At 63.8% G+C, this 16826-nt stretch carries 14 protein-coding genes; 11 read left to right on the top strand and 3 right to left on the bottom strand.

The features are described 5' to 3' along the window. The first annotated feature begins 5 nt into the window (after positions 1 to 5). Positions 6 to 1640 (top strand): FAD/NAD(P)-binding protein, encoded by a 1635-nt coding sequence (locus XM53_RS01860; protein WP_057789683.1) that lies wholly within the window; start codon positions 6 to 8, stop codon positions 1638 to 1640. A gap of 117 nt (positions 1641 to 1757) precedes the next feature. Next, positions 1758 to 2120 (top strand): hypothetical protein, encoded by a 363-nt coding sequence (locus XM53_RS01855; RefSeq protein ID WP_144435420.1) that lies wholly within the window; start codon positions 1758 to 1760, stop codon positions 2118 to 2120. A 145-nt stretch (positions 2121 to 2265) separates the two neighbouring features. Here the strand turns inward: XM53_RS01855 and XM53_RS01850 are convergent, their stop codons facing one another. Then, entirely contained in the window at positions 2266 to 3780 is a 1515-nt protein-coding gene (locus tag XM53_RS01850; protein ID WP_057789679.1) for a catalase, read from the bottom strand. A gap of 43 nt (positions 3781 to 3823) precedes the next feature. Next, positions 3824 to 5197, bottom strand: a complete 1374-nt coding sequence (locus XM53_RS01845) for an NAD-dependent succinate-semialdehyde dehydrogenase (protein ID WP_057789677.1) — start codon at positions 5195 to 5197, stop codon at positions 3824 to 3826. 174 nt (positions 5198 to 5371) lie between these two features. Here XM53_RS01845 and XM53_RS01840 point away from each other — a divergent pair, with 174 nt between their 5' ends. Beyond that, on the top strand, positions 5372 to 6601 hold the full coding sequence (locus XM53_RS01840) for a putative DNA modification/repair radical SAM protein (RefSeq protein WP_057789676.1): 1230 nt from the start codon (positions 5372 to 5374) through the stop codon (positions 6599 to 6601). Continuing rightward, positions 6601 to 8061, top strand: a complete 1461-nt coding sequence (locus tag XM53_RS01835; RefSeq protein WP_144435419.1) for a UdgX family uracil-DNA binding protein — start codon at positions 6601 to 6603, stop codon at positions 8059 to 8061. The genes XM53_RS01840 and XM53_RS01835 overlap by 1 nt, the downstream gene beginning before the upstream one ends. 24 nt (positions 8062 to 8085) lie before the next feature. Here XM53_RS01835 and XM53_RS01830 read toward each other — a convergent pair whose 3' ends face one another. After that, positions 8086 to 8949 (bottom strand): MurR/RpiR family transcriptional regulator, encoded by an 864-nt coding sequence (locus tag XM53_RS01830; RefSeq protein WP_057789672.1) that lies wholly within the window; start codon positions 8947 to 8949, stop codon positions 8086 to 8088. A 114-nt stretch (positions 8950 to 9063) separates the two neighbouring features. On the opposite strand from XM53_RS01830, the gene XM53_RS01825 reads away from it, so the two are divergent. The 7 genes from XM53_RS01825 (at position 9064) to XM53_RS01795 (ending at position 16801) form a co-directional block, all read left to right on the top strand. Beyond that, entirely contained in the window at positions 9064 to 9846 is a 783-nt protein-coding gene (locus XM53_RS01825) for an N-formylglutamate amidohydrolase (RefSeq protein WP_082630676.1), read from the top strand. Beyond that, complete coding sequence (locus XM53_RS01820; protein ID WP_057789670.1) at positions 9843 to 10421, top strand: TRAP transporter small permease subunit; 579 nt, start codon at positions 9843 to 9845, stop codon at positions 10419 to 10421. Before XM53_RS01825 ends, XM53_RS01820 begins: the two co-directional genes overlap by 4 nt. After that, the gene (locus tag XM53_RS01815) at positions 10421 to 11746 is read left to right on the top strand and encodes a TRAP transporter large permease (protein WP_057789668.1); all 1326 of its coding nucleotides are present in this window, start codon (positions 10421 to 10423) and stop codon (positions 11744 to 11746) included. Before XM53_RS01820 ends, XM53_RS01815 begins: the two co-directional genes overlap by 1 nt. Positions 11747 to 11805: 59 nt before the next feature. Then, on the top strand, positions 11806 to 12843 hold the full coding sequence (locus tag XM53_RS01810; RefSeq protein WP_057789666.1) for a TRAP transporter substrate-binding protein: 1038 nt from the start codon (positions 11806 to 11808) through the stop codon (positions 12841 to 12843). Between the two features lie 63 nt (positions 12844 to 12906). Continuing rightward, the gene (locus XM53_RS01805; protein ID WP_057789664.1) at positions 12907 to 14271 is read left to right on the top strand and encodes a glutamine synthetase family protein; all 1365 of its coding nucleotides are present in this window, start codon (positions 12907 to 12909) and stop codon (positions 14269 to 14271) included. Between the two features lie 3 nt (positions 14272 to 14274). Beyond that, on the top strand, positions 14275 to 15654 hold the full coding sequence (locus XM53_RS01800; protein ID WP_057789662.1) for an aldehyde dehydrogenase family protein: 1380 nt from the start codon (positions 14275 to 14277) through the stop codon (positions 15652 to 15654). Position 15655: 1 nt separating this feature from the next. Beyond that, positions 15656 to 16801 (top strand): iron-containing alcohol dehydrogenase, encoded by a 1146-nt coding sequence (locus XM53_RS01795; RefSeq protein WP_057789660.1) that lies wholly within the window; start codon positions 15656 to 15658, stop codon positions 16799 to 16801. The last annotated feature ends 25 nt before the right edge of the window (positions 16802 to 16826 follow it).

The following is a 16826-nucleotide window of genomic DNA, read 5'->3' as shown; positions in this document are numbered from 1 at the left end:
CGACCATGGCGGGCGGAAACAGTGTGAAAATCGCCGTCGTCGGTTTCGGCCCGCGCGGCCTCGGCGCGCTCGAGGCTTTGGCCGAGCAGGCCGGCCCTGCCGCGAACGCGCTGCATGTCGATCTGTTCGAGCCGTCCTTCACCCCCGGCGCCGGTCCCAATTTCGACCCCGGCGAAAGCCCGGTCTGCCAGTTGAACATCCCGATGCGCGATATCGACATCCGTCCCCCGCACGGATCGCGTTGTGGCGCTTTCGCCAGTTGGCTGGACGACGCGCCGGGGCCTGACGGCTTTCCCCGCCGCTGCGACCTGGGGCGCTACCTCGCGGCGCGCTTCGACGATCTGAACCGCGGAAGCGGGCTCAGGCTGCGCCACGATACCGCCGCGATCGACGGGGTAAAGCGCACCGATCGGGGTTGGGTGCTAAGCGGTGGGCCGCAGAGCTTTGGCCCATATGACGAGGTTCTCCTGACCCTGGGCCAGCCCGCGGTGGAACCGGACGAGCAATTGGCGGACTGGCAGGCCCATGCCGCCGACACGGGCGCGGTGCTGCGCCAGGCCTATCCTGCGCGGGAATTACAACGCGACGCCGCCCGCTGGGCCGGGCAGACGGTGGCGATCCGGGGACTTGCCCTGTCCGCCTTCGATGTGATCCGGGTGCTGACACTGGGGCAGGGCGGGCGGTTCGAGACCGGGCGCTACATCGCCTCCGGCCGAGAGCCGGGTCTTCTGGTGCCGTTCTCTCTGGACGGTCTGCCGCCATATCCCAAGCCCGAGACGGCGGCGCTCGACGCGCGGTTCGACCCGACCCAAGCCGAAACCGAGACCTTTGCTCGCGCCATCGCGGCCGCGTCCAAGGCCGCGCCCGACGCCGCGCGGGCGCTGGTTTTCGATGCGATATTGCCCGCTGTCCGCCGGGTGCTGGATCAGGTCGGCGGCAAGTCCGGGGAAGCCGCCGCGTGGCTTGCCGCTGAGTGGGATGACCCCAGGTCGCAGGAAACCGGCCCCGCCAGCGCCGCCCTCGCCGCGGGGATCGCCATGGCTGACGACAGCCTCGCGCCGTCGACCGGTTTCGTCTTCGGACAGGTCTGGCGCAAATGGCAGGATACATTGCGGCGCGGCTATAATCCCGCGACCACACCGCCCGAGACGGCCCACCTTCTGACGGCATTCGACGAGGGACTGAAGCGGTATTCCTACGGCCCGCCTGTCTCGGCCTGCCGCGAACTCATGGCGTTGGTCGAGGCCGGCGTGGTGACGCTCGACTTCACCGCGGATCCTGAAATCTCGCTCAGCCGCACGGGCTGGACACTCGCCGCCCAGGGCCGCCGGGCCGAGACCTCGGTGATGGTGGACGGGGTGCTGCCGTCGCCTGACCTGTCGCGGATTTCCGCGCCGCTGGTCACCGGGCTGATCGAACAGGGGTGGCTTTGCGCCATTGCCGACGGGTTGGGCGCGCAGGTGGCCGCCGATGGTCAATTGGTGGATAGCACCGGTAAGCGCGTGCCAGGGCTGGGATTTCTGGGCAGGCTGGCCTTGGGCAGTGTGATCGCGGCGGATTCGCTGCACGATTGTTTCGGACAGGCCTCGGTGCGCTGGGCGAGGGGTGTGATCGCGCGAAACCCACCGCGCCCGGAATAGAGGCAGCCACAGCACTTTTTCTGGCGGATCGGCGCGCATTTCGGGAAAATGGGTTGATCATCGTGTCAACCGGTCTAACCTGACACTGTAGCGGTGCGCCAGCACTGCGCGAGCGCATTGAAACTGAACAGTAACGAGGCGAATGAAATGAAGAAATTCCTAGCAACGACCTGCGCGGTCGCCTTCGGCGCGTTTGTGCCGATTCAGGCAACGGCCCAAGTCGCTCCGGTTCAAAATGGCCCGCCTCTTGCCGCGGGCGAAACCGCCACTGAATACGCAACACGCGTGAACGCATGTGGCGGCGCGCAACTTTTGGGCGCGACCTTTGCGCAAGGCGGTAGTCTTGTGCAGGCGCGCTGTGCAAGTGCCGGCATGGGCATGGGTGCAAGCCCGGCTGCCGCGGCGGCCGCAGCGGCGGGCGCAGGTGCACTGCTGATCATCGCCCTTGACGGCTCCAGCAGCACGACGACCTCGCAGTAACGCGAAGAAATCAATGCAAAAAGGCCGGCACCTCTATCCGAGGTGCCGGCCTTTTTCGTTGGTACTTGTGAAGTCGCAGCCAATTTTGACTTGATGCGTGGCGACGCAGTGACAGGCGCGTCTCCCGCCTGCCACTATTTTCGCGTTACTCAGCCGCTTCCACCGGCGTGTCGTCCGTCACCGGCAACGACGGCTCACCGTGATTGCCGGTCTCCAGCGCCCTGCGCACGCCTGCCTCGTAGTCGGGATGCACCTTCTTCAGAACGGCCAGCCAGCGTTCCTTGACGTCCTCGGACACCGGCGCCATGCCGCCCGCCATGTTCTTGTGCAGTCGGTCGCGCTCCGCATCGTCCAGCACCTCGGCATAAAGCTTGCGGGGCTGCACGTAATCGACGTCGCTTTCCTCCTGCTTGAACCGGCCCACCACGGCCTCGGGGTCGATCCGCAGCGGCGGTTCTTCGGCGCTTTCGTCGGCGACAGGGCCGTCATACTGGTTTGGCTCGTAATAGGCGTTGGGATTGCCGAAATCGTTGGTGAAGAACCGCATCGCGCCGTCCTTGTGGTAATGCCGCACCTCGGAATTCTTTGGCGCGTTGGCGGGCAGCGCCTCGTAATGCGTGCCCAGACGATAGCGATGCGCGTCGGCATAGGCAAAGAGCCGCGCCTGAAGCATCTTGTCCGGTGAAAATCCGATGCCGGGCACGACGTTGTTGGGGCTGTACGCGGCATTCTCGACCAGCTGGAAATAGTTCTCGGGGAAGGTGTGCATTTCCAGCTCTCCGACTTCGATCAACGGAAAGTCGTCATGCGGCCAGACCTTGGTCAGGTCGAACGGGTTGAACTCCGTCTCCAGCGCCTGCTCTTCGGTCATGACCTGAATGAACAGCGTCCATTTGGGATGGTTGCCGTCCTCGATCATATGCCACAGCTCTTCCTGATAGCTTTCGCGCGTGTGCCCGATAATCTCGGCGGCCTTGGCATCCGACAGGGTTTCGTGGCCCTGGTGGGTGCGGAAGTGGAACTTGACCCAATGCCGCTCGCCCTTGTCGTTCCACATCGAGAACGTGTGGCTGCCATAGCCGTTCATATGCGCCGGGCTGCGCGGGATGCCGCGATCCGACATCAGGATCGTGACCTGGTGCACGCTTTCGGGCTGCGCCGACCAGAAGTCGAACATCGCCTCGGGCGAGCGCAGGTTGGTCTTGGGGTGGCGTTTCTGCGTGCGGATGAAATCGGGAAACTTGTACCCGTCACGGATAAAGAAGATGGGGGTGTTGTTGCCCACCATGTCCCAGTTGCCATCCTCGGTGTAGAACTTCAGCGAAAAGCCCCGCACGTCCCGCTCGGCATCCGCAGCACCGCTTTCGCCGGCGACGGTGGACCAGCGCGACAGCACCTCGGTCTCTTTGCCGACCTCGGAGAACAGCTTGGCGCAGGTGTACTGAGAGATATCCTTAGTCACGGTGAACGTGCCTTGCAGGCCCCAGCCCTTGGCGTGCACCACCCGTTCCGGGATGCGTTCGCGGTTCTGGTGGGCAAGCTTCTCGATCAGCTGGTGATCTTCAAGCATCACGGGACCCCGCGCACCGGCGGTGCGCGAGGTCTCGTTGGTGGTGTAGGGGCTGCCCGAGGTGGTGGTCAGTGTCTTGCGTTTGGTCATCGTTACTCTCACATGTTCCGTTTCGGTGGGGTGGCAGGCCGGATCAATCCAGCCAGATACCCTTGATGTTGACGAACTCGCGCACGCCGAAGCCTCCATGCTCGCGGCCATAGCCCGAGTCCTTCACGCCGCCGAACGGCATGTTCGGGTGTGCTGCACCAAAGCTGTTGATCCGCACCATGCCGGTGTCGAAGTACTTCTTCGCCATCTCGGTCGCGCGTTCGGTGTTCTTCGAGAAGATGCCGCCACCCAGTCCATAACGGCTGTCGTTGGCGATGCGCATCGCATCCTCGTCGTCCTTGGCACGGATGACCGAGGCGACGGGGCCGAAGATCTCGTCGTCATAGGCCGGCATTCCGGGCGTCACGTCGCCCAGCACGGTCGCGGGATAATACGCACCGTCGCGGTCCAGCTTCTTGCCGCCGCAGAGGATCTTGGCGCCTTTCTTGACGCTTTCCTCGACCTGCTCCATCACCGTCTCCAGCTGGTCCTGGCTGCTCAGCGGGCCAAGCTCGGTGTCGTCGTCGTCGGGCGCACCCACCTTGATCTTGGACATCGCGGCGACGTAGGCATCTACGAACTGTTCATAGACATTGTCCGTGACGATGAACCGCTTGGCGTTCACGCAGGTCTGGCCATTGTTGTAAAGCCGCCCTTGGACCGACAGCTTCACGGCCAGTTCCACATCCGCGTCTTCCAGCACCAGGAACGCGTCGTTCGAGCCAAGCTCCAATACGGTTTTCTTCAGCGCCTTGCTGGCGGTCGCACCGATATGGCTGCCTGCGGCGTCCGAGCCGGTCATCGTGACGCCGCGGACCTTGTGATGCTCGATCACCTTGTCCGACGTGTCATGATCGATGATCAGCACGCGGAAGATATCCTTGGGCAGACCCGCGTCGATGCAGAGTTCGCGGAGCCGCAAGGCGCTGCCGGTGCAGATCTCGGCGTGTTTCAGGACGCAGCCGTTGCCCGCCATCAAGGCGGCCGCCAGCACGCGCACGGGCTGGTAGATCGGGAAGTTCCACGGCTGGATCGAGTAGACCACGCCGATCGGCTGATAGGTGACCAGACCCTTGTTGCCATCACCCAGATCGCGCGTTTCGTCCTTCAGCTGACCGGGACCATGCTCTGCCGTGTACTCGAAAATCTGCGCGCAAAGCTCGATCTCGTCCTTGCCGTTCGACAGCAGCTTGCCCATCTCGCGCGTCATCAGCTCCGACAACTCGTCGGTGCGCGCGCGCAGTTCCTTGGCAATCGCCTTCAGCACTTCACCACGGTCGGAATGGCTCTTTTCCCGCCAGTCGAGGAATGCGGCATGACACGCCTCTACGGCCTCGATGGCCTCGGCGTCGCTCATGGTCTGATAGTCGGCAATCTTCTCTGCCGTGGCAGGGTTAACGGTTTCGATCTTGGACATGCTGGCCTCTCTCTCAATGTCTGATGAACTTGACGGGCCAACCCGAACTGATCGCTACATGTTCCAACACCTGTGCGCGGATGCCGCGGCGGTGGCTGCTCTGCGCCGAAATGTCCGCACCGGGGTGCGTTAACCAATCTTGCAATTCGGCCGGAATGTTCTACTTTCGTTCACATGCGCAAAACCCTGTCCGACAAACTCGCCATTCTCGCCGACGCCGCCAAGTACGACGCCTCCTGCGCGTCGTCGGGCACCACCCGCCGCGACAGCCGAAATGGCGGCATCGGCAGCGCGGGGGGCAGCGGTATCTGTCACGCTTACACGCCCGATGGGCGCTGCATCAGCCTGCTCAAGATCCTGATGACGAATTTCTGCATCTACGACTGTGCCTACTGCATCAACCGCGTCAGCAGCGGTGTGGAACGCGCGCGCTTCACGCCAGAAGAGGTCGTGACGCTGACGCTGGAATTCTACCGCCGCAATTACATCGAGGGTCTGTTCCTCAGCTCCGGCATCATCAAGAGCCCGGACGACACCATGGCCGACATCACCCGCATCGCCCGGATGCTGCGAGAGGATCATGGCTTCAAGGGATATATCCACCTCAAGACCATCCCCGAAGCCAGCCAGGAGCTGATCGACGAGGCCGGGCGCTATGCCGACCGCCTGTCGGTCAATATCGAGCTGCCCAAGGACGACAGCACCCGGACGCTCGCACCCCAGAAACGCCCCGAGACGATCCGCGCCGCGATGGCCTCTGTCCGCCTGAAGCAGCAAGCCAGCAAGGAACGGTCGCACACCGGAAAACGCGCGCCCAAATTCGCACCGGCGGGCCAGTCCACGCAGATGATCGTCGGCGCGGACGGCTCGAACGACAAGGCCATCCTGACGACGTCCTCGCGGCTCTACACGGGCTACAAGCTGCGCCGCGTCTATTACTCGGCCTTCTCGCCCATCCCCGACAGTTCCGCGATGCTGCCTTTGATCAAGCCGCCCCTGGTGCGCGAACACCGGCTCTACCAGGCCGACTGGCTGTTGCGTTTCTACGGCTTCGACGTGGACGAGATCACCGATGTGGCCCCTTCGGGAAATCTCGATCTCGACATCGACCCGAAACTGGCCTGGGCGCTGGCGCATCGCGGGCAGTTTCCCGTCGACGTGAATGGCGCGGGGCGTAACGTACTTTTGCGCGTGCCGGGATTCGGCACCAAGACCGTCAATCGCATCCTCACCGCCCGCCGCTCCGGCGCATTGCGCTATGCCGACCTTCTGCGGATCGGCGCGCGGATGGGCATGGCCAAATCCTTCGTCACCACGCCGGACTGGTCTCCCGGCGGCCTCACGGACAGCGCAAACCTTCGCGCCCGCTTCGCGCCAGCGCCGGAACAGTTGAGCCTGTTCTGATGTACCGTGTCACGCTCCCGGCGCTCGGCTTTTTCGAGGCGTGGCGCGACGCGGCCCGACGCCTTCTGACCCACGCAGTGCCGCCGGACCAGGTGGAGTGGGGCAGGGGCGAGGACGCCAGCCTTTTTCCCGCCGACCCGCTGCCCGATGCGGATGGACCCCACGCCGTGACGACCACCAAGGAATTCCTGTCTCTGGCCAGGACCGCGCTCTGCCACACCGGCACCGAGGCGCCGACGCTGCTTTACCAGGCGCTGCACCGTCACCAGACCAACCGTCGCGCGCTCTCCAACCCCGCCGATCCGATCGCCCGCAAACTCTCGGTCCTGCAAAAGTCCGTGCGCCGCGACATCCACAAGATGCACGCTTTCGTCCGCTTCCGCGAGTTGCCCACCGAGGGCAATCGCCGCAGCTTCGGCGCATGGTTCGAACCCGATCACCACATCCTGGAAACCGGCACGCCATTCTTTGCCAAGCGTTTTGCCGACATGGACTGGATGATCGCCACGCCGCAGGGCGTCGCCCGGTTCGAGGATGGCACCCATACGTTCCATCCGCCTGCGGCGCGCCCCGACTTGCCCGAAGACGCGTCCGAGGCGCTTTGGGGCACCTATTTTGCCAATATCTTCAACCCCGCGCGCCTGCATCTTCAGGCCATGCGCTCGGAAATGCCGCTGAAATACTGGAAGAACCTGCCCGAGACCGACCTCATCCCCGGGATGCTCGCAGACGCAGAGGCGCGGGTGGAAAAGATGCGCGCCGCCATGCCGACCGAAGTTCCGGCCCACGCGGAGCGCATCCTAAGCCGCCTGCCGCAGCCCAAGGTCGCCGATCTTCCGCAATGCATGGAAGACGCGCGCACCGCCGCAATGCACTGCAAGCGTTGCGGGCTGTGCGAGGCCGCCACGCAGACCGTCTGGGGCAGGGGGTACGCCCAGGCCGACCTGATGATCGTCGGCGAACAGCCCGGCGATGGCGAGGATCTGGCAGGCAAACCTTTCGTGGGTCCAGCCGGCAAGCTGCTGACCGAACTGATGGACGAGGCCAAGGTCGGCGACAGCTGGATGACCAATGCGGTCAAGCATTTCAAATTCCGCCCCACAGGCAAGCGCCGGATGCACCAGAACCCGGACCGGCACGAGATCGACCATTGCCGCTGGTGGCTCGACCTCGAACGCCGGTTCGTGCAGCCGACGCTGACTGTCGCCCTTGGCGGCTCGGCCGCCTACGCGCTGACGGGCAACGATGCGCCATTGAAGGCCCGCCGCGGTCAGATCGAGACCGCCCATGACGACGGCGCGGTCCTGGTAACCTGGCACCCCAGCTACATCTTGCGGCTTGATGGCTCCGCCGCCGCGACCGCGCGGGCGGAGCTGCTCGACGACCTGGCCGCCGCCGCAGAGGTCATCCGCTCCGATCAGGGTTCTTCGCATCCGGTCACGGCGGCGCTTGGCGCCTGAGCCAAGGCGACAACGTTCGGAACGCTATTTTCTGAAGATCCGCGTGGAGCGGAACATGTCTTCCAGCTCTTCGATCCGGTCGCGGGCCTTTTCCTGGCGTCGCGTCTGGATCGCGGCGATCAGGGCCTCGACGATCAGGTTGATGCCAAGGGTCGAGTCCCAGCTTGACGGCACCTCGACCAGCGCGTTGATGACATGATCGGCCGATTGCGAAATCGGAGAGCCCCACTGGTCGGTGAAAAGCACGATGACCACGCCGCGTTCCTTGGCAAGGCTGGCGAGCCGCGCGAGATCGGCCTCGTAGCGGCGGATGTCGAAGATCACCAGCACGGATCGCGGTCCCATGTCGATCAGGTATTGCGGCCAGACGTTGGGGGATTGCGACAACAGCGTCACGCCGGGCCGCACGATCTGAAGGTGGTTAAAGAAGTAATCCGCGTTCGAGCGCGTGATGCGCCCGCCCAGCAGGAAGATGCTGCGCCGGGTGTCCGCCAGCACCTTGGCCAGCGCGTCGAAGGTCGCGGGGTCCAGCCGCTCGATCGTCTGGTTTAGGTTGTCGAACACCGCTTCGGCGAAATTCCGGAAGGCGGGCGAATCCTTGCGCCCCTGCGGCCAGCCCTCGCGCTTGAGGATCGGTTTCTTGATCTGGGCCGAGGCTTCTTCGCGCAGCGCGGCCTGCATTTCGGGAAAGCCGTCGAACCCCAGTTTTCGCGCCAGCCGAATGACTGTCGGCGTCGACACGCCCGCGGCCTCGGCTAGCTTGGTGATCGATTGCAGCCCGGCCATCGGATAGTCGCGCAACAGCGTGTCGGACAACAGCCGCTCCGCCGGGGTCAGCGCGCCGGCCATGTCCTTGAGCGTGTCCTTGACGATGACGGTCCGTGCCACCCGTGCCCTCTTTCAACGCAGCTGCCAAATGTTTGAAGCAATCGCTACAAGCTACCCCATAGTCGTAGTTTCGTCTACGAAAATTTCTTGACAGCTCTCGGGCCGCTGCCCCTAATGGCCGGTGTGAGCGGATCGACAACATACGAGATTCTGAGCCCTGACCACGGGCCTGTAGCCCAGGTGATCAACCCGGACGGAGAGGCGCCTTTGTGCCTGGTGTGCGAACATGCGAGTTCTGCTATTCCGCCCGTGCTTGACACACTGGGGCTGGCCCCCGAGCACCGTCATTCTCACGCGGTCTGGGACATCGGGGCCGAGGCACTTGCGCGTGACCTGTCGTCGCGGCTGGATGCACCGCTGGTCCTCGCGACGGTCTCGCGGCTGGTCTATGATCTGAACCGTCCGCCCGAGGCGCCGGACGCGATGCCGTGCCAGAGCGGGGAGATCCCCGTGCCGGGCAACCGCAATCTGAGCGATGCCAAGAAAACCGCCCGCACCACAGAGGTCTACGAGCCTTTTCATGCCACGCTATCGGACGTGCTCGACGGCTTCGAGACGCCCCCGGTGCTGGTCACGATCCACAGTTTCGCGCCGGTCTGGCACGGCACGCCGCGCCGCACGCAACTGGGCCTTTTGCACGATGCCGATGCGTCGCTTGCCGAGGCGATGCTGAATGCGGCCGACGACACGCTGGTCACCCGCCTGAACGAGCCTTATTCGGCCCGCGACGGGGTCACCCACACGCTGGCCCGCCATGCCACCGCGCGCGGGTTGACGAACGTCATGATCGAGGTCCGCAATGACCTGCTGGGCGAGGCTTCGGACGTGGACCGTGTTGCCGGCCATCTGGCGACCCTGTTGAACACAGCACTGGCCCCGAAGGCCGCGACCGCATGACCGGGGCAATGCTGACATATGTGGCGGTCGTCGACCGCATGAACCGCTGGATCGGGCGGATCGTCATGTACGGGATTTTCGTGATGATGGCGATCCTGCTGTGGTCGTCCTTCACCAAGCTGGGCAGCGATATCGGGCTCGATATCAACCCGTCGCTCTGGACGCTGGAAATGGCGCAGTTCGCGATGGTCGCCTATTACATCCTCGGCGGACCGTACTCGATCCAGATGGGTTCGAACGTGCGGATGGACCTGCTCTATGGCGAATGGAGCTACCGGCGCAAGGCGCAGGTCGATGCCTTCACCATCCTCTTCCTGATCGTCTACCTGATCTTCCTGCTGTGGGGTGGTTGGGACAGCCTGATGTATTCCTTCCAGTACGGCGGCGAGCGCAGCAACAGCGTCTGGCGGCCCTATCTCTGGCCGATCAAGCTGATCATGGTCGTGGGCATCGGCCTGATGCTGCTTCAGGCCGTCAGCGAATTCTTCAAGGATATCCTCCGGCTGAAAGGGCACGACATGGGCCCCAAGGACGAAGACAGCTCTGATGCCCGGCCCGAGGGGACCCGCACCTGATGCCTTATGAAGCCATCGCCGCGCTGATGTTCGCCTCCATGATGCTGATGCTGCTGACCGGCCAACGGGTCTTTGGCGCTATCGGGTTCGTGGCCGTCGTGGCGGCGTTCTTTCTTTGGGGCGACCGGGGCGGCTATGACCTCGGCTTTGCCGCCGCGATCAAGCTGATGAAATGGTATCCGCTGCTGACGCTGCCGATGTTCATATTCATGGGCTATGTGCTGTCGGAAAGCCGTATCGCGGATGATCTTTACCGCATGTTCCACGTCTGGATGGGCGGGCTGTCGGGCGGGTTGGCCGTGGGGACGATCGGCCTGATGGTCCTGATCTCGGCCATGAATGGGCTTTCGGTCGCGGGCATGGCCATCGGGGCGACAATCGCTTTGCCGGAACTCTTGAAGCGGGGGTACGACAAGCGGATGGTCACCGGGGTGATACAGGCGGGCTCATCGCTGGGCATCCTTGTACCACCGTCGGTGGTACTGGTGCTTTACGCCATGATCGCCCGTCAGCCGGTGGGGCAGTTGTGGCTGGCAGGCGTGCTGCCGGGGCTGATGATGGCGGGGATGTTCGTGCTTTACATCGTGATCCGCTGCCGCCTGAACCCGACGCTTGGTCCGATCCTGCCGAAAGAAGAGCGTGACATCCCCATGGGGGAAAAGATCCGCCTCCTCGGCGCAGGTTTGCTGCCGCTTTTCATCTTCTTCACCATGATGGTGCCCTTCGTGAACGGCTGGACATCCCTCGTGGAATCCTCGGCCATCGGCGCCATCGCCGCCTTCCTGGCCGCCGTGGTCAAGGGCCGCATGACGCGGCAGGTGTTCGAGACCTCGGTGCGCAAGACGCTGGGCATATCCTGTATGTTCATGTGGATCATCCTGGCCGCGCTGGCCTTCGGCGCGGTCTTCGACGGGCTGGGCGCGGTCAAGGCGATCGAGAGCCTGTTCACCGAACAGCTTGGCCTCAGCCCCTGGATGATCCTGATCCTGATGCAGCTTTCATTCATCGTGATGGGCACGTTCCTCGACGACACTGCCATGCTGGTGATCGTCGCACCGCTCTACGTGCCGCTGGTGGGCGCGCTCGGTTTCGACCTCATCTGGTACGGTGTTCTTTACACCATCACCACGCAAATCGCCTACATGACGCCGCCCTTCGGCTATAACCTCTTTCTGATGCGCGCCATGGCGCCGCCCGAGATCACGCTGAAGGACATCTACACCTCGATCCTGCCCTTCGTGCTGGTCATGGTGGTGGCGCTGGCGACGATCATGATCTTCCCGGAAATCGCGCTGTGGCTGCCGGGGTATGTCTATGGAAATTAAACACAAGACCTTGGTCACAAGGCGTCCGAGCAACCGAACCTAACAGAGAGGGTATTAAGATGACGACAAGACGCAATTTCCTGAAAGCCGCCGGTGCGGCTGTTCCCGCGACGCTCGCCACCCCGGCGATTGTCAAGGCGCAATCCGCGATCACGTGGCGCTTCCAGACCTATGCCGGCAGCGCGCTTGGCGAGCAGGTGACCAAACCGGCCATCGACTACATCAACGCCAATGCCAATGGCGAGCTGCAGATCGAGCTTTTCTACGCCGACCAGATCGTGCCCACCGGCGAGCTGTTCCAGGCGCTTCAGCGCGGCACGATCGACGGCGTGCATTCGGACGATGACTCGATGGCCTCGCCCACGCCGCTACGCATGTTCGGCGGGTACTTCCCGTTCGCGACCAAGCACATTCTCGACGTGCCGGTGCTCTTCAACCAGTACGGCCTCGCCGATATCTGGCGCGAGGAATACGGCAAGGTAGGTGTGCAATGGCTGTCGGCGGCGGGGCAGGACCCCTGCAACTTCAACACCAAGAAGGAAATCACATCCGTCGCCGACCTCGACGGGCTGAAGCTCTACACTTTCCCCACGGCGGGCCGGTTCCTTGCCAAGTTCGGCGTCGTGCCGGTGAACATTCCCTACGAGGATGCCGAGGTGGCGGTACAGACGGGCGAGCTTGACGGTATGGCCTGGTCGGGCATCACCGAGGACTACACCGTGGGCTGGGCCGACGTGACCGACTATTTCCTGACCAACAACATCTCGGGCGCATGGATCGGCTCGTGGTTCGCCAACCAGGAACGCTGGGCGGAACTGCCCGATCACCTGAAATCGGTCGTCATGGCCGGGATCGAGGCCGGACACACCTATCGCAACCAGTGGTACTGGGGCGGCGAGGCCGCTCTGCGCGCCAACGGCGACAAGCTGGAACTGCGCTCGGTGCCCGCGTCCGAATGGGCCGAAGTGGAAAACGCCGCCAAGGAGTTCTGGGACGAGGTCGCGCAGGAAGGCGAAGTGCACGAAAAGATCGTCGGCATCTTCCGCGAGTACAACTCGGTCATCAACCAGGCCGGCGTACCCTACAACTTCGAATAAGCCGACAAGACGACGCGGAGCGCCTTTTGCCAAGGCGCTCCGTTCATTTCACGGAGACAGACCATGACCGCCAACCTCACCTTCACCGACCTTAAGAAACTTGCCTCCAAGGGCGAGATCGACACGGTGCTTGTCTGCCTTGTGGACATGCAGGGCCGGCTTGCGGGCAAGCGGTTCCATGTTTCGAACTTTCTCGAAAGCGCCCATGAGGAAACCCATTGCTGCAACTACCTGCTGGCCACGGATTTGGAGATGGCCACGCCCGATGGGTACAAGGCGACCTCGTGGGAAAAGGGCTATGGCGATTACGTGATGAAGCCGGACCTTGGGACGCTACGCCGTGTGCCGTGGCTCGAAGGCACGGCGATGGTGCTCTGCGACATCCTTGACCACCACACGCACAAGCCTGTGCCGCACAGCCCGCGCCAGATCCTGAAAGCCCAGATCGAACGGGCCGAGGCGATGGGCTTTACCCCGATGATGGCGACGGAGCTGGAGTTCTTCCTGTTCGAGAAATCCTTCGACGAGATACGCAAGGAGGGCTTTCGCAGCCTGACGCCCTTCAGCGGCTACAACGAGGATTACAACATCCTTCAGACCACCAAGGAAGAGCACGTGATGCGCCCGATCCGCAACCTGCTCTATGCGGCGGGCGTGCCGGTCGAGAACACCAAGGGCGAGGCCGAGACCGGGCAGGAGGAGCTGAACATCCGCTATGCCGACGCGATGCTGTGTGCCGATCACCACACGATCGCCAAGCAGGCCGTGAAGGAGATCGCGAACCAGCACGGCCACGCTGCCAGCTTCCTTCCCAAGTGGCACGCCGACAAGGTCGGCTCCGCCGCGCATATCCACCAGTCGCTGTTCAAGGGCGACACGCCCGCGTTTTATGATGCGGACGCCGACCTGACCATGTCGGGCACGCTGAAAAGCTATGTCGCGGGCCTCCTGAAATACTCGCCCGACATGACCTATTTCCTGGCGCCCTACATCAACAGTTACAAGCGCCTGATGCCGGGCACCTTCGCCCCCACCAAGATCGCATGGAGCATCGACAACCGCACCGCCTGTTACCGGCTGGTGGGCGATGGCACCAAGGGCGTGCGCATCGAATGCCGGACGCCGGGCTCGGACATCAACCCGTACCTTGCTTGCGCCGCCCAGCTTGCCGCCGGGCTTTGCGGGATCGAGGAAGGGCTGGAACTGTCGCCCCCGGTCACTGGCGATGTCTACAAGATGGAGGACGTGCCGATGCTGCCCCACACGCTACGCGCGGCGACCGACCTGTTGCGCGCCTCGGCCATGCTGCGCCGGGTGATGGGTGACGATGTGATCGATCATTACACCCGCACCGCCGAGGTCGAGCAGGAAACATTCGATGCCGCGGTGACCGACTGGGAAGTCGCGCGCGGATTTGAAAGGGCCTGAGGAATGAGCAAGACGGTTGACCTGATCTCGCCGATCGACGGATCGGTTTACATCACGCGCGATGTGCTGTCGCAGGATGCGGCGGTGGCTGCCAGCGACAAGGCCAGGGCGGCGCAGGCGGACTGGGCCGCAAAACCGTTGGCCGAACGTGTCGCCGCCCTGCGCAAAGCAAACGAGATCATCGGGGCCGACACCGACCGCATGGCACGGGAACTGGCGCACCAGATGGGCCGCCCGGTCCGTTATGGCGGCGAATATGGAGGGTTCAGCGAGCGGCTGTCCTACATGGCCGACGTGGCCGCCGAGGGGCTGGCCGAGGACATCATTGAAGACAGCGACACCGCCCGCCGCGTGATCAAGCGCGTGCCCTGGGGTGTCGTCCTGGTCGTCGCGCCGTGGAACTATCCCTACATGACGGCGATCAACACGGTCGCGCCCGCGCTGATCGCGGGCAACAGCGTGATCCTCAAACATGCCAGCCAGACCTTGCAGGTGGGCGAGCATCTAACCGAGGCGCTGCACGCGGCGGGCGTGCCGAGGGACGTGTTTCAGAACGTGGTCATCGACCACGACACGACCGACGCGCTGATATCGGGCCGCCACGTGGATTTCGTGAACTTCACCGGATCCGTCGGCGGCGGGAAGGCGATGGAACGCGCCGCTGCGGGCACCTTCACGCCCGTCGCCACCGAACTGGGCGGCAAGGACCCCGGCTATGTGCGGGCCGACGCCGACCTCGAGGCCGCTGTCGACGGCTTGATGGACGGTGCCATCTTCAACGCGGGCCAATGCTGTTGCGGGATCGAGCGCATTTACGTGGCCGAACCCCTGTTCGATGCCTTTGTCGAAAAGGCCGTCGCCTGGGTCAAGGCGCAGAAGCTGGGCAATCCGCTTGACGCCGAAACCACCCTCGGCCCCATGGCCAATATCCGCTTTGCCCGCGAAGTCCGCGCACAGATTGCCGAGGCGCTGGAGGACGGGGCCACGGCCCATATCGACCGGATGGGGGCCGATGACGGCGACAACACCTATGTCACGCCGCAGGTGCTGACCAATGTCACCCACGACATGCGCGTGATGCGGGACGAAACCTTCGGCCCCGTGGTCGGCATCATGTCCGTGCCCGACGACGACACCGCGATCCGCCTGATGAACGACAGCCGCTTTGGCCTGACGGCTTCGGTCTGGACACGCGACGCCGCCGCCGCCGAGCGCATCGGCGACCGGATCGGGACCGGCACCGTCTTCATGAACCGCTGCGACTACCTCGACCCTGCCTTGTGCTGGACCGGATGCAAGGATACCGGCCACGGCGCGGGGCTGTCGAAACTCGCCTATCACGCCCTGACGCGGCCCAAATCCTATCACCTGAGAAAGATCTGACATGGCACTTACCGGAAACTGGTCCTATCCCACCACCATGCGCTTCGGCGCCGGGCGCATCGCCGAGATCGGCGAGGCCTGCCGCGCCGCGGGCATCGCGAAACCGCTTCTGGTCACCGACCGGGGGCTGAAATCCATGGACATCACGACCCGCACGCTCGACCTGATCGAGGCCGCCGGGCTGGGCCGCGCGATCTTTGCCGAGGTCGATCCCAACCCTTCGGACGCAAATGTCGAGGAAGGTCTGAAATTCTATCGCGATGGGGGCTTCGACGGCGTCATCGCCTTCGGCGGCGGCTCTGGCCTCGACTTGGCCAAGACGCTCGCGTTCATGGCCGGGCAGACGCGCCCGGTCTGGGATTTCGAGGATATCGGCGACTGGTGGACCCGCGCCGACCCCGATGGCATCCACCCCATCGTCGCCGTGCCCACCACCGCCGGCACAGGCTCGGAAGTGGGGCGCGCGTCGGTCATCACCAATTCCGCCACGCACGAGAAAAAGATCATCTTCCACCCCAAGATGCTGCCTGCCGTCGTCATCTGCGACCCCGAACTGACCGTGGGCATGCCCAAGCACATCACCGCGGGCACCGGCCTTGACGCCTTCGCCCATTGTGTCGAGGCCTATTCCAGCCCGCATTACCACCCGATGAGCCAGGGCATCGCGCTGGAAGGGATGCGGCTGGTCAAGGATTACCTGCCGCGTGCCTATGACGATGGCACCGATATCGAGTCGCGCGCCAACATGATGAGCGCCGCCGCGATGGGCGCCACGGCCTTTCAAAAGGGGCTAGGCGCCATCCATGCGCTCAGCCACCCCATCGGCGCGCATCACCACACCCATCACGGCACCACCAACGCCGTCTGTATGCCTGCCGTCCTGCAATTCAACGCCCCCGCGATCCGCGAGCGGTTCGGACCGGCGGCGGCCTATCTGGGCATCGAGGGCGGCTTTGACGGCTTCTGCGCCTTCGTGGACCAGTTGAACGACAGCCTTGGCATCCCCAAGACGCTGACAGACTTGGGCGTCACCGATCCCGACCTCGACACGCTGGTCGAGGCGGCCCTGCGCGATCCGTCGACGGGGGGCAACCCGATCGAGATGACGGCGGAGAATACGCGTAAACTTTTCGAGGCTTGTCTTTGACGCAAAAGGAAAAAGCGATCGGGCA

This window comes from Roseovarius atlanticus, assembly GCF_001441615.1.
GTDB classification, from domain to species: Bacteria; Pseudomonadota; Alphaproteobacteria; order Rhodobacterales; family Rhodobacteraceae; genus Roseovarius; species Roseovarius atlanticus.
Note: the sequence above shows the minus strand (reverse complement) of the source record. Positions and strands in the feature narration are given on the sequence as shown.

Excerpts from the sequence above, each read along its gene's own strand:
- XM53_RS01860 (WP_057789683.1), top strand. The coding sequence starts at position 6 with ATGGCGGGCGGAAACAGTGTGAAAATCGCCGTCGTCGGTTTCGGCCCG.
- XM53_RS01850 (WP_057789679.1), bottom strand. The coding sequence starts at position 3,780 with ATGACCAAACGCAAGACACTGACCACCACCTCGGGCAGCCCCTACACC.
- XM53_RS01845 (WP_057789677.1), bottom strand. The coding sequence starts at position 5,197 with ATGTCCAAGATCGAAACCGTTAACCCTGCCACGGCAGAGAAGATTGCC.
- XM53_RS01840 (WP_057789676.1), top strand. The coding sequence starts at position 5,372 with ATGCGCAAAACCCTGTCCGACAAACTCGCCATTCTCGCCGACGCCGCC.
- XM53_RS01835 (WP_144435419.1), top strand. The coding sequence starts at position 6,601 with ATGTACCGTGTCACGCTCCCGGCGCTCGGCTTTTTCGAGGCGTGGCGC.
- XM53_RS01825 (WP_082630676.1), top strand. The coding sequence starts at position 9,064 with ATGGCCGGTGTGAGCGGATCGACAACATACGAGATTCTGAGCCCTGAC.
- XM53_RS01820 (WP_057789670.1), top strand. The coding sequence starts at position 9,843 with ATGACCGGGGCAATGCTGACATATGTGGCGGTCGTCGACCGCATGAAC.
- XM53_RS01815 (WP_057789668.1), top strand. The coding sequence starts at position 10,421 with ATGCCTTATGAAGCCATCGCCGCGCTGATGTTCGCCTCCATGATGCTG.
- XM53_RS01810 (WP_057789666.1), top strand. The coding sequence starts at position 11,806 with ATGACGACAAGACGCAATTTCCTGAAAGCCGCCGGTGCGGCTGTTCCC.
- XM53_RS01805 (WP_057789664.1), top strand. The coding sequence starts at position 12,907 with ATGACCGCCAACCTCACCTTCACCGACCTTAAGAAACTTGCCTCCAAG.
- XM53_RS01800 (WP_057789662.1), top strand. The coding sequence starts at position 14,275 with ATGAGCAAGACGGTTGACCTGATCTCGCCGATCGACGGATCGGTTTAC.
- XM53_RS01795 (WP_057789660.1), top strand. The coding sequence starts at position 15,656 with ATGGCACTTACCGGAAACTGGTCCTATCCCACCACCATGCGCTTCGGC.